Origin of the sequence: Aeromonas sp. QDB68 (assembly GCF_027707405.1) — a bacterium.
Taxonomy (GTDB): Bacteria; Pseudomonadota; Gammaproteobacteria; order Enterobacterales; family Aeromonadaceae; genus Aeromonas; species Aeromonas caviae.
Genome location: NZ_JAPCIQ010000017.1, coordinates 35,344 through 48,045, shown reverse-complemented (window position 1 = coordinate 48,045; position 12,702 = coordinate 35,344). Strand labels below are relative to the sequence as shown.

General features: G+C 63.2%; 7 protein-coding genes and 1 pseudogene. 5 read left to right on the top strand and 3 right to left on the bottom strand.

Going from position 1 to position 12,702, the window contains the following annotated elements; translation table 11 throughout:
* Positions 1 to 162 precede the first annotated feature (162 nt).
* The 4 genes from pykF (at position 163) to pgl (ending at position 6,828) form a co-directional block, all read left to right on the top strand.
* A complete protein-coding gene (pykF, locus tag PG892_RS07890) occupies positions 163 to 1,575 on the top strand; it encodes a pyruvate kinase PykF (RefSeq protein ID WP_010673615.1) in 1,413 nt (470 codons plus the stop codon).
* 149 nt (positions 1,576 to 1,724) lie between these two features.
* On the top strand, positions 1,725 to 5,042 hold the full coding sequence (gene mscK, locus PG892_RS07885) for a mechanosensitive channel MscK (RefSeq protein WP_103859026.1): 3,318 nt from the start codon (positions 1,725 to 1,727) through the stop codon (positions 5,040 to 5,042).
* A gap of 121 nt (positions 5,043 to 5,163) precedes the next feature.
* Positions 5,164 to 5,772: a LysE family translocator gene (locus tag PG892_RS07880; protein WP_010673613.1), complete on the top strand. Its 609-nt coding sequence runs from the start codon at positions 5,164 to 5,166 to the stop codon at positions 5,770 to 5,772.
* Between the two features lie 57 nt (positions 5,773 to 5,829).
* Positions 5,830 to 6,828, top strand: coding sequence for a 6-phosphogluconolactonase (gene pgl / locus PG892_RS07875; protein WP_103859027.1), 999 nt, complete (start codon positions 5,830 to 5,832; stop codon positions 6,826 to 6,828).
* Positions 6,829 to 6,891: 63 nt separating this feature from the next.
* Here the strand turns inward: pgl and PG892_RS07870 are convergent, their stop codons facing one another.
* Together PG892_RS07870 and PG892_RS07865 are read right to left on the bottom strand one after the other, a co-directional pair.
* Positions 6,892 to 7,632: a dienelactone hydrolase family protein gene (locus PG892_RS07870; RefSeq protein WP_103859028.1), complete on the bottom strand. Its 741-nt coding sequence runs from the start codon at positions 7,630 to 7,632 to the stop codon at positions 6,892 to 6,894.
* Between the two features lie 363 nt (positions 7,633 to 7,995).
* Positions 7,996 to 9,234, bottom strand: a complete 1,239-nt coding sequence (locus PG892_RS07865) for a uracil-xanthine permease family protein (RefSeq protein WP_041213272.1) — start codon at positions 9,232 to 9,234, stop codon at positions 7,996 to 7,998.
* A 317-nt stretch (positions 9,235 to 9,551) separates the two neighbouring features.
* On the opposite strand from PG892_RS07865, the pseudogene PG892_RS07860 reads away from it, so the two are divergent.
* A pseudogene (locus PG892_RS07860) lies at positions 9,552 to 10,722 on the top strand (Hint domain-containing protein).
* 117 nt (positions 10,723 to 10,839) lie between these two features.
* Here the strand turns inward: PG892_RS07860 and PG892_RS07855 are convergent.
* A complete protein-coding gene (locus PG892_RS07855) occupies positions 10,840 to 12,549 on the bottom strand; it encodes an NAD-dependent malic enzyme (protein WP_270825307.1) in 1,710 nt (569 codons plus the stop codon).
* Between the last annotated feature and the right edge of the window lie 153 nt (positions 12,550 to 12,702).

Sequence of the window (12,702 nt, the reverse complement as noted above, 5' to 3'; positions counted from 1 at the left end):
GCGGAAAATCAATTATTTTAGCCCCTAAAATGAGCTGTGAGCGAAAACGTTATCTTTCAAATTGAGGCCGTTTTCGCTCAAAACGTTGTTTCTGGATCATAAAAAGTATCCAAAAACTGGTGTATATTGCACGGCGGAAATTCCTTAACCATGAAGACTGACATGAAAAAGACCAAAATCGTCTGCACCATCGGTCCCAAGACCGAATCCAAAGAAATGCTGGGCAAGATGCTGGATGCCGGCATGAACGTCATGCGCCTGAACTTCTCCCACGGCGACTACGCCGAACACGGTGGTCGCATCAGCAACCTGCGCGCTGTCATGGCCGAAACCGGCAAGCACGCAGCCATCCTGCTGGACACCAAGGGTCCGGAAATCCGCACCATCAAGCTCGAAGGCGGCAACGACGTCTCCCTGGTCGCCGGCCAGACCTTCACCTTCACCACCGACCAGACCGTGGTGGGCAACAAAGACAAAGTCGCCGTCACCTATGCCGGTTTTGCCAGCGACCTGCGCGTCGGCAACCGCATCCTGGTTGACGACGGCCTGATTGGCCTGGACGTCATCGAAATCACCGAGCGCGAAGTGATCTGTAAAGTGCTCAACAACGGTGACCTGGGCGAGAACAAGGGCATCAACCTGCCGGGCGTCTCCATCAAGCTGCCGGCCCTGGCCGAGAAAGACAAGCGCGACCTGATCTTCGGTTGCGAGCAAGGCGTTGATTTCGTTGCCGCTTCCTTCATTCGCAAGAAAGAAGACGTGCTGGAAATCCGTGAGCACCTGAAAGCCCACGGCGGCGAGAACATCCAGATCATCTCCAAGATCGAAAACCAGGAAGGCCTGGACAACTTCGACGAGATCCTGGCTGTCTCCGACGGCATCATGGTTGCCCGTGGCGACATGGGTGTCGAGATCCCGGTAGAAGAAGTGATCTTCGCCCAGAAGATGATCATCGAGAAGTGCAACAAAGCCCGCAAAGTGGTCATCACCGCGACCCAGATGCTGGACTCCATGATCAAGAACCCGCGTCCGACCCGCGCCGAAGCTGGCGACGTGGCCAACGCCATCCTGGACGGTACCGACGCAGTCATGCTGTCCGGTGAGTCCGCCAAGGGCAAGTACCCGCTGGAAGCCGTGACCATCATGGCCACCATCTGCGAGCGTACCGATGCCGTGATGCCCTCCAACCTGTCTGCTGCCAACGACAGCAACAAGCTGCGCATCACCGAAGCGGTCTGCAAAGGCGCGGTCGAGACCTCCGAGAAACTGGACGCCCCGCTGATCGTGGTTGCCACCGAAGGCGGCAAGTCTGCCAAGGCCATTCGCAAATACTTCCCGAAAGCCTGGATCCTGGCCATCACCACCAACAAGAAGACCGCTGCCCAGCTGGTGCTGACCAAGGGTGTGGTTGCTCACGTGGTTGACTCCATCGCCTCCACCGACGACTTCTATCGCATCGGCAAAGAAGCTGCGCTGGAAATCGGCATGGGCGTGAAGGGTGACGTGGTTGTCATGGTCTCCGGTGCCCTGGTACCGAGCGGTACCACCAACACCGCCTCCGTTCACGTACTGTAATCAGTCCTGAACCGATGAAAGCGGCGCCTGCGGGCGCCGTTTTTTTTTATCTCTCCCCCTGCTGCCCCTCTTGCGCCGGTGCTAGAATCCACGCGGATTTTACCCTGGTGGAAAATCCCCCGAACATCGCATAATCACCCGGACGCTTTATGCTCTCAACACGCTTCAAAAGAGCCTCGGCCACCCTGCTGCCGCTGCTCTGTTTACTCATCACCTTCTGGACCCCGAGCACCCTGGCGCAGGATCTGCCCCAGCGCGCCACCGTGCAGCGGGCGCTCGATGCCCTCGGCAAGTCGGACACCCCCACGGCCAGCCAGCAGGCGGACCAGAAGTTCCTGACTGATACCCTCTCCCTCCTCGACAGCATCGACAAGGAGAAGAGCAAGGCCAAAACCCAGAGCGAACGCCTGCGCACCCTGCCGGCAGAGCTCAAGGAGATCGGCGCCAAGCTCGACGCCCTGACCCAGGGCAAGAGCCCGGAGCAGCTCAAGAGCGAATACGCCACCATGAGCCTGGCGGAGCTCGATGCCCGCCAACCCGAGATCATGGCCAACATGCAGGCGGCCCAGGAGGCCCTTGGCACCATCGGCAGCCAGATCACCAACCTGCAGACCCTGCCGGAGCGGGCCCAGGCCAGCATGAGCCGCGCCTATCAGCGTAGCCAGGAGATCCGCACCCGCCTCAACGCCGGGGACGGGGTGAGCAGCGCCGAGAAAATGAAGCTTAATGCCGAACTGGCCCTGCTGGATCTGCAACTGGCCAACCTGCAAAAGGAGCTGGACAACCGCACCAGCATGCAGGATCTGGTGGTCAAGCAACGGGACTACCAGAGTGCCCGTCTCGCCAGTGAAGAGCAGAAACTGCAGGCATTGCAGGAGCAGAGCAGCGCCAAGCGCCTGGGGGATACCGAGAAGACCGCCGAAGAGACCGGCGAACTGGTGGCCGCCGAAGACAACCCCCTGGTGCAAAAAGAGCAGGAGCTCAACTACCAGCTCAGCCAGCAACTCATCAGCTCCACCAACAGCCTCAACACCCTGGCCCAGAAGAACCTGCAGGCGAAGAGCATGCTGGAGCGCGGCACCCAGACCGAGCGCAACCTCAACGAACAGGTGCAGATGCTCAAGGGCAACCTGCTGCTCTCGCGCATCCTCTATCAGCTCTACCAGCAACTGGAAGCGGCCCCCTCCACCCTGGTGAAGAACCTGGAGGAGCAGATCGCCGACCTGCACCTGGCCCAGTTCGAACTGAGCCAGCAGCGTGACCAGCTGTTCCAGAAGAACCAGTATCTGGACAACCTCATCGCCAGCAGCGGCGAGTCGGTGAGCGACGAAGACAGGGCCAGCCTTGCCAAGCTCATCGACACCCGCATCGGCCTGCTGGATCAGCTCAACCGCCAGATGGATGCCCAGCTCACCAACGCCATCAGCCTGCAACTGACCCAGCAGCAGCTGACCCGGGTCTATGCCTCCATCGAGTTCACCCTGCAGCAGCACATCTTCTGGGTGAGCAGCAACAAGCCCATCGATGCCAAGTGGTTCATCACCTGGCCGGCCCAGGCCTTCAAGCAGGCCTCCGACTGGGTGCTGAAACCGGACTGGAGTGGCTGGGGCGACATGCTGCTGGCAGTCTCTCTGCTGGCACTGCCCCTGCTGCTGGTGGGGGGCCTGCTGCTGTGGAAGCGCGGCACCCTGCTCGAGCGCCAGAAGAAGATCGTCAAGGATCTGGGACGTTTTCGTCAGGACAGCCAGTGGCACACCCCCCGTGCCCTGCTGTTCACCGTGCTGCAACGCCTGCCGGGCACCCTCTTCATCCTGGCCGCCGGCCTGCTGCTCGCCTATTGCGGTCTGCTGAGCCCGAAACTCATCTTCCAGATCACCCTGAACCTGGCCCTCGGCTACCTGGTGTTCAGCGTCTACCTGTCGGTGATGCGACCGGGGGGCATCGGCGAGACCCACTTCCGCATGCCGCGGGACGAGCTGCAGGCCAAGCGCAACAGCATGCGCTACCTCTGGCTCCCCCTGCTGCCCCTCATCATGCTGTCGACCAAGGCGGTGGTGGAACCCTCCTCCCTTGGCAACGACGTCATCGGCCAGGGCATGACCATGCTGCTGCTGGGGCTGACCGCCTACCTGGTGCTGCCCATCTCCCGCGCCCGCATCAAGGGCGAGGCGAGCATGTTGCAGACCCTGACCGCCGTCGCCCTGGCGCTGGCGCCGGTGGCCCTGATGGTGCTGGCAGCCCTTGGCTACTACTACACGGCCCTGAAACTCACCGGCAGGCTCATCGAGTCCTTCTACCTCATCATCATCTGGGGTCTGGTCTATCGCACCGCCCTGCGTGGTCTTGAGCTGGCGGCCCGTCGTCTGGCCTATCGCCGCGCGGTCGCCAAGCGGGAACACAAGACCCAGGAGGATGCGGAAGGGGGCGAAGCCATCGAAGAGCAGCCCATGGATCTGGAAGAGGTCAGCCAGCAGTCCCTGCGTCTGACCCGCATCATGCTGCTGCTGGTGTTCGGCGTCGCCTTCTACTGGCTCTGGTCTGATCTGGTGGCGGTCTTCACCTACCTCGACAGCGTGGTGCTGTGGCACAAGAGCGAAGGGACCGGGGCCAACGCCGTGCTCTATCCCATCAGCCTGAGCGACGTGCTGACCGGCCTCTTCGTGTTTGGTGCGGCTCTGTCGCTGGCCCGCAACCTGCCGGGCCTGCTGGAGGTGCTGGTGCTCTCCAAGCTGCGCCTTGCCCAGGGCACGGCCTATGCCTTCACCACCATGCTCAACTACGCCCTGATCGGGGTAGGCAGCCTGACGGCGCTGGCCATGCTCGGGGTCCAGTGGGAGAAGCTGCAGTGGCTGGCCGCCGGTCTCTCGGTCGGTATCGGTTTCGGCATGCAGCAGATCGTCTCCAACTTCATCTCCGGCATCATCATCCTGTTCGAGCGCCCGGTGCGGATCGGCGACACCGTCACCATCGGCACCATCTCGGGCACGGTCAACAAGATCAGGATCCGCTCCACCACCCTCACCGACTTCGACCGCAAGGAGGTGATCATCCCGAACCAGCAGCTGATGATAGAGCGGCTCATCAACTGGTCCCTGTCCGACACCGTCACCCGGGTCATCGCCCGGGTCGGAGTGGCCTATGGCTCTGATCTGGATCTGACCCGCAAGCTGTTGATGCAGGCCGCCATGGAGAACAGCCGGGTGCTGAAAGACCCGGCCCCCATCGTCTACTTCCTCACCTTCGGGCCCAGCACCCTGGATCACGAGCTGCGCTTCTTCGTGAGCGAGCTGGGGGATCGCAACCCGGCCATCGACGAGCTGAACCGCCGCATCGACGTGCTGTTCCGCGAGCATGGCATCGAGATCGCGTTCAACCAGATGGACGTCTACATCAAGAACATGCAGGGAGACGAACAGAAGGTGGAATCCCGCCCGGCGCTGCCGCCGGCAGGGAACCAGCCCGTCTGATCCCGCCCGCTTCACAGGCCCCGTCACGGGGCCTGTTTTTTTTCTGCCCGCCCCCCGCCTTGGAAAGCGCAGATCGCCCCCAATATAGGGAAGACAACGGACTGTCTGCACGAGGAACCCAATGGACTCTCTCTACGCCGTGGTGCTCTTTGCCATCTCGGCATCGGTCACCCCCGGCCCCAACAACATCATGGTGATGAGCGCCGGCGCCAGCGTCGGGATACGCAAGAGCCTGCCCCTGCTCATGGGGATCTGCGTCGGCTTCACCCTGATGCTGTTGCTGGTGGGGCTGGGCTTTGGCCAGCTCTTTACCCGCTTCCCCGAACTCCACATGTTCATCAAGTGCGCGGGCACCCTCTATCTGCTCTATCTTGCCTGGCTCATCGCCCGCCCGACGGACGGGATGGCTGACAGCAACGGGACCCGCCCGTTCGGCTTTTTCAAGGGAGCCCTGTTCCAGTGGGTCAATGCCAAGGCCTGGGTGGTCGCCACCGGCGCCATCGCCGCCTTCACCAGCGCGGGGAGCGACCCTTTTGAACAGCACCTCGTCATCGCCCTGACCTTCTTCATCGTCTCTTTCCCCTGTGTCGGACTCTGGCTCCTGTGCGGTTCCCTGCTCAAGCGCTGGCTGGCAAACGATCTTGCCCGTCGCCGCTTCAACCAGGTGATGGCAGCCCTGCTGGTACTGTCAGTGGTGCCCGTCATTCGCGAGATCCTGATCCCCGCCTGAGAGGCCGGGACTCCCCTTTCCCTTGACCCGACGGATGGCCGTCGCAAAGGAGATGCAATGCAACAAGTGGTCTATGTGGCCAACCCGGTGAGCGGGTTGATCCATGTGTTTCGCCTCGAAGCAGGCACCCTCGCCCCGCTGCAGGAAGTGCAGACCGGCGGCGAGGTGCAGCCCCTGGTCATCAGCCCGGACCGGCGCTGGCTCCATGCGGGGGTGCGCCCCGATTTTCGGGTGCTGAGCTTCCCCATCGCCGCCGATGGGCGGCTCGGGGCCCCGACCTCGGCGCCGCTGCTCGGCAGCGCCTCCCACACCTGCACCGATGGGAGCGGCCGCCTCTTCTTTGCCGCCTCCTACGCCTTCAACCACGTCACCGTCTCCCGCCAGGATCAGGCGGGCCGGATGCAGCCCCCTCACCAGCGTCTCGACCACCTGATGGCGGCCCACTCGGTCACCTGGCTTACGGGGCAAAACGGGGAGCAGGATCTGCTGGTGGCCTGCCTGAAAGAGGACAGGGTGCGCCGCTTTGCCCTGGTGGACGAGAGGCTGGTTCCCCATCCCTTGGGGGACATTCACACCGCCCCCGGCGCCGGGCCCCGCCATCTGGCACTGCACCCGGACAACGGCGATCTCTATTGCCTCAACGAACTCGATGCCACCCTCAATCGCTACCACAGGGAGGCGGACGGACAGATAGTGGCGCGCGAGAGCCTGGACATGCTGCCCCCAGGCTATGAGGGGGAGCGCTGGGGCGCCGACCTGCACCTGACCCCGGATGGACGCTTTCTCTACACCAGCGAACGGGCCAGCAGCCTGCTCACCCTGTTCGGCGTCTCCCCCCAGGATGGCGCCCTCACCCCCCTCGGCCACTTCCCGACCGAGGCCTGTCCCCGGGGCTTTGCCATCGACCACAGCGGCCACTGGCTCATCGCGACCGGGCAGCAATCCCACGAGGTGGCGCTGCATGCCATCGACCCCGAAAGCGGCCAGCTCACCCCGGGCCCACGGAGCGAGGTGGGCAAGGGGGCCATGTGGGTGAGGGTGCTCGCCCTCCCCTGAGATGGCGAAAAACGGGCATAAAAAAAGCCATGGCACTGCCATGGCCTGCGTGAGCCGGCCCCCTCAGGAGCCGGTCACCTCCTTCAGGAAACCGGTGAAGCGCTGCCAGGACTTGGCATCGGCATCGGCGCGGTAGTTGTCCGAACCAAAGACGCTGAACGCGTGGGGAGCACCGCTGTAGCTGGTCGCCTCGTGCTTCACCCCGGCGCTCTCCAGCTCGGCCACCAGCGCCGCAAACTGACCCAGAGAGACCGCCTCGTCGGCGCTGCCGTGCTGGACAAGCAACTCTCCCTTCACCTCTTTGTAGTCCTGCCCGGCCGGGGTCTCCAGCCCGCCGTGCACGCTCACCACCCCCTTGAGATCCGCCCCGCTGCGGGCCAGCTCCAGCACGGCGGCGCCGCCGAAGCAGTAACCGAGGGCCACCGCATTGTCGAGCCGCCCCCCCTGCCTGCCCGCCTCCGCCAATCCCCCTTGCAGCAGGGTGCGCATCCTGGTCCTGTCCTGATAAAGGGCCCCGGTGAGGCGCTTCTTGTCTTCCACCGTGCTCGGCCTGACCCCGGCACCGAACAAATCTACGGCAAAGACACTGTAGCCCAGGGCCACCAGCATCTCGGCCCGCTTGATCTCGTAACCGTTGAGCCCGTCCCAGTCGTGCACCAGCACCACCAGAGGGGCATCCTTGTCGGCACCCGCCAGGTAATAGCCCTCGAACGGATTGCCTTCGACCTCGTAGCGCACCGCACCGGCCTCGGCCGCGCCGCTTCCCATCAGCCCCAGCAGGGCCAGGATCCATGCCCTCTTCATCCTTTCGTCCTCTCCCGTCAATGGTGCCCCTGAGTGTAGCCGCTTCACATGGGGAGGCCGGGTTCAGTGGTACGCAGGCAAAGAAAGAGAGGCCACCCGAAGGTGCAATGCTGTTCAGATAAGCACATTTTTGACTAATTATTCATAAATGCGACTTGAGTTGGGGGAGCAAGGCTGTTTCCAGTCGATGTTCCTTCAGCCTTTATCCAGCGTGGCTTGCAATAGAAAGAGGGAGGCATCATGCCTCCCTCATTTTTTAGCCCTGATACTACGTGGACTGGAACTCAAATTCTCTTAAGTGAACAGCATTGCACCCGAAGGTGGCCTCTTTTTCATCATCTCAACGTACAGCAAGCCAGGCGCTTAATCCTTGGCGCTCTCCATGGCACCCGTTTCGGAGTGCTGGGGCAGGATGAGGTTCAGCAGGATGGCCGCCACCGAGGCCAGCCCCACGCCCGCCAGGGCGAAGTCACCGATCTTCATCTCCAGGGCACCGACACCCACGGTCAGGGTCACCGCCACGATGGCGATGTTGCGGGACAGCCCCAGATCCACCTTGGACTCCACCAGGGTCTTGAGACCGATGGCGGCGATGGATCCGAACAGCAGCAGCATGATGCCGCCCATCACCGGCATGGGGATGGAGGTGAGCAGGGCGTTGAACTTGCCGAAGAAGGCCAGAATGATGGCGAACACCGCGGCCCAGGTCATGGTGACCGGGTTGAAGTTGCGGGTGATCATCACGGCGCCGGTCACTTCCGCATAGGTGGTGACGGGGGGACCACCGATGAAACCGGCGAAGCAGACGCCGATGCCGTCACCGGCCAGGGTGCGGTGCAGGCCCGGATCCTTGGTGTAGTCCTTGCCGGTCACGCCGCCGATGGCGAGCACGCCGCCGATGTGCTCGATGCAGGGGGCGATGGCCACCGGCAGCATGAAGAGGGCCGCGGCCCAGTTGATCTCCGGGGTCTCGAAGTGGGGCAACGCCAGCCAGGGGGCGTTGACCATGCCGTCGAAACTCACCTGGCCCATCAGCACGGCAGAGACATAACCGGCGATGACACCGCACAGGATGGGGATGAGCTTGATCCAGCCCTTGCAGAACACGGCGGCAATCAGGGTGACCGCCAGCGAGATCCCCGCCAGGGTCAGCGCCGTGGTGGCAGGCACCACCTGCTCACCGCCGGCACGGCCCATGGCCATGTTGCAGGCTACCTGGGCCACCGACAGGCCGATCACCATGATGACGGGACCGATGACCACGGGGGGCAGCAGCTTGTGCACGAAGCCCATGCCACGAGCGCGGATGATGGCCGCCAGGATGAAATACATGAAGCCCGCGGCAAACAGACCGAACATGGTGGAGGGCAGGCCCCAGGTCTGGGTGGCATAGATGATGGGGGCGATGAAGGCGAAGCTGGAGCCGAGGAAGATCGGCACCTGGCGACGGGTGCAGAGCTGGAACAGCAGGGTGCCGACACCGGCGCCAAGCAGGGCCATGGAGGGATTCAGTCCGGTGAGCAGGGGCACCAGCACCATGGCACCGAAGGCGACAAACAGAATTTGCAGCCCGGCGACGCTTTGCTTGACCAAGGAAAACATGGGTATCCTTAATTTTTTGATAACTGACAGGGATATTTGACACTTTTCAGTCATCACAAGACGTTTTCAAGGCAGCCAACGGGCCAAACGGCGTCATTTGTTGCCTTTTACTGCTTGGGGAGGGCATGAAACTGGCTTTTTAGGCGGGATTCGCTGCTACAAGCATCGAGGATGTGATTTTACGCAATTTTATGGCCAACGCCAATCGTTTTTCCGGCGAGTTGACATGACAAGGCTTTCAACTGGTCGACGCAGATATCGCCCCAACCCCCTCTCTATACTCGAAGGCGTGACCCCACACCGACAAGGAGTTTCCCATGTCACTGCCCTCGTTCAAACCCAGCCAGCGCCGGCTGCTGCTGGGCTCGGCCATCGCCCTGGCCCTGTTCGCCACCCCGCTGAGCTATGACTTCGACCACCACCAGTGGCAGGTAAACCAGGCCCATGCCAAGTCCTGCTTCATTGCCGGTACCCGCATCCTGATGGCCGATGGCTGCGAACGCCCCATCGAGACCCTGCGGATCGGCGATCGGGTGCGGGACAGGCACGGGCAGAGCAACCGCATCCAGGCCATCGAGCGGGTGGCGCTGGGGGGGCGCAGGCTCTACGGGCTCAATCATCTGCCCCCCTTCTTTACCGCCGAGCACCCCTTCCTCACCACCCGGGGCTGGGCGGCCATCGCACCGGCCATGACTCGCACCGAAAACCCGGCCCTCGCCGTGCTGCCGCTCTTTACCGGCATGCACCTGCTGGGTTGGTCAGAGGGAGGCAGCGCGGGCAACCTGGCGCTGGCGCCGCACCCTGTCGACCTGCCGGTGGCCTCCCTCTCCTGGGTTGATGCCCCGCCCGCCACGGCGCTGTTCAACCTGATCCTCGATGGCAGCCACAGCTATGTGGCCAATGGGCTGATCGTGCACAACAAAGGGGGGGGATGGCGGCGGCAACAGTGGTAGCGGAGGCGGCAACAGCGGCGGCGGAGGCAGCAACAGCGGCGGTGGGGGCAATAGTAGCCACAGTGGAAACAATAGCGGAAATGGAGGCGATAGTAGCCATAACGGAAACAATGGCGGGGACGACAGCGGCCACGGCGGCGATGACCGTGGTCAGGGCGAACATGCCGGTGGCGACCAGCACGCTGGCGGCGATCGCCACGGCGGTGGCGACAAGCATGCAGGCGGGGAGCGTCATGCCGGTGGCCGGGTGGACGACAACGGCGTGGACGCCGTCGACGCCAATGGCAACAAGCTTCGAGGCGATGGCAGCGTGGATGACAACGGTATGGACGCCGTCGATGCCAATGGCAACAAGCTTCGAGGCGATGGCAGCGTGGATGACAACGGTGTGGACGCCGTCGACGCCAATGGCAACAAGCTTCGAGGCGATGGCAGCGTGGACGACAACGGTGTGGACGCCGTCGACGCCAATGGCAACAAGCTTCGGGGCGACGGCAGCGTCGATGACCGCCTGGTGCCCCCGCCCGCTCAATAGGTGTCAGCGTCCTGCCCCGCACACACAGCAGGGCAGAAAACAGAGAGGGTGGCCTGGGCCACCCTCTCTTTTTCTATGGCATCGTCATGCCCGCGACACGTGCGGGCAGGTCGCACCTCAGACCCGGCGGTACGGCAGGTAGACCGGCTCCCACATATGGCTCAGGATGTGCTCTTGCAGATCCTGACCGATGAGCGGGTGGGAGGGGTCGCGGCGCACGATATCCTTGAGCACCGCGGTCGCCACGTGCACCGAGATGTTGCGCAGCTCGCTGATCCTCGGGTAGACGGTGCCCCGGGCGAGATCCGCCTCGCTCACGCACTCCGCGAGCGCAAAGGCGGCGGTGGTGAAGATGTCCGGGCTTATCTCGCGGATCTGGCTGACGATGGCCGCCAGCCCCACCCCGGGGAAGATGAAGACGTTGTTGCCCTGACCGATGCGATAATCCTGCCCCTCATGGTGCACGTCCTTGAACGGGCTGCCGGTGGCGACGATGGCGCGCCCCTGGCTCCAGCGGAAGATGTCTTCCGGCAGGGCCTCGCAGTTGGCGGTGGGGTTGGAGAGGGGGAACACCATGGGGCGATCGCAGTGGGCCAGCATCAGCTGGATGTGCTCCTCCTGGAAGGCGCCACCGGCGCCGCTGGTGCCGAGCAGCACTGTGATGGGCACGTGGCGCAGCACCTCGGTCAGCCCCGCCTTGCCCGGCAGATCCCACTGGGCCAGCAAGAGGCCCGGCTTGGCGTAGCGGCGCTTGTACTCATCCAGCCCCTCGCGGTTGTCACACACCAGCCCCTGGGTATCCAGGATGTATATGCGATCCCGCGCCGCCTGCGGGTCAAGCCCCTCGCGGATCATCCCCGCGCAGATCTGATCCGCCACCCCGACCCCGCCGGCCCCGGCCCCGTAGACCAGGTAGTGCTGCTGGCCCAGGGTTTCCCCCTTGGATTTGACGGCCCCTATGATGCCCGCCAGCACCACGGCCCCGGTGCCCTGGATGTCGTCGTTGAACGACGGCAGCGCCTGCTGATAGCGGGCCAGATTGTTGAAGGCGTTGGACTTGCTGAAGTCCTCCCACTGCAACACGGCGTTGGGGAAGTGGCGCTTGACCCCGGTCACGAACTTGTCGATGAAGTCGTCGTACTCCTTGCCGCGAATGCGCCTGTGGGGCTGACCCAGGTACATGGGGTCATCCAGCAGCGCCTGGTTGTCGGTGCCCACGTCCAGCGCGATGGGCAGGCAGCAGGCGGGGTGGATGCCCGCCCCCAGGGTATAGAGGGCGAGCTTGCCGATGGGAATGCCCATGCCCCCCACCCCCTGATCGCCGATGCCGAGGATCCCCTGGCTGTCGGTCACGACGATGATGCGCACCGCCTTGGCATCCATGTGGCGGGCGAGAGAGCCCATGTCATCGACGTTCTTCGGGGTGATGTAGAGGCCGCGCGGCTTCTGGAAGCGGTGGCTGAACTCCTGGCACGCCTTGCCCACGGTCGGGGTGTAGATGTAGGGAGTCATCTCCTCCACGTGGCGGGACAGGAGGGCGTAGAACAGGGTTTCGTTGCGATCCTGCAGGGCTCGCAGGTTCTGGTACTTCTCGATGTCGCTGCAGGCGCTCAGGAAGGCCTCATAGACCCGCTCCAGCTGGGCTTCGAAGGTCTGCACCTGGGGCGGCAAGAGGCCGTCGAGCTCAAAATCGGCCCGCTCCTGTTCGGTGAAGGCGGTACCCTTGTTGAGGTTGCGATCGTTGAGCAGATTGGTGCCCGTCAGTGCAACGGGGCGAAAATCGTGACCCTGTGCATCTTTCCACAGCAGATATTGTCCGGTAGCCATAGTCATTCTCTTTGATTTACATGAAGTTGCCATCAGGCAGGAGAGCAAGACTCAGAATGCTGGGGATCATATGACGTTTGCCGATCCGGTTTTGTGAGCTTGGACAAACCCTGCGGCCAAAGGCGCCTTTGCCGGGGCAGCCGAAGGTTGCTC

Bases quoted from the DNA above. Each gene is read 5' to 3' on its own strand.
- pykF (WP_010673615.1), top strand. From the start codon at position 163: ATGAAAAAGACCAAAATCGTCTGCACCATCGGTCCCAAGACCGAATCC.
- mscK (WP_103859026.1), top strand. From the start codon at position 1,725: ATGCTCTCAACACGCTTCAAAAGAGCCTCGGCCACCCTGCTGCCGCTG.
- PG892_RS07880 (WP_010673613.1), top strand. From the start codon at position 5,164: ATGGACTCTCTCTACGCCGTGGTGCTCTTTGCCATCTCGGCATCGGTC.
- pgl (WP_103859027.1), top strand. From the start codon at position 5,830: ATGCAACAAGTGGTCTATGTGGCCAACCCGGTGAGCGGGTTGATCCAT.
- PG892_RS07870 (WP_103859028.1), bottom strand. From the start codon at position 7,632: ATGAAGAGGGCATGGATCCTGGCCCTGCTGGGGCTGATGGGAAGCGGC.
- PG892_RS07865 (WP_041213272.1), bottom strand. From the start codon at position 9,234: ATGTTTTCCTTGGTCAAGCAAAGCGTCGCCGGGCTGCAAATTCTGTTT.
- PG892_RS07855 (WP_270825307.1), bottom strand. From the start codon at position 12,549: ATGGCTACCGGACAATATCTGCTGTGGAAAGATGCACAGGGTCACGAT.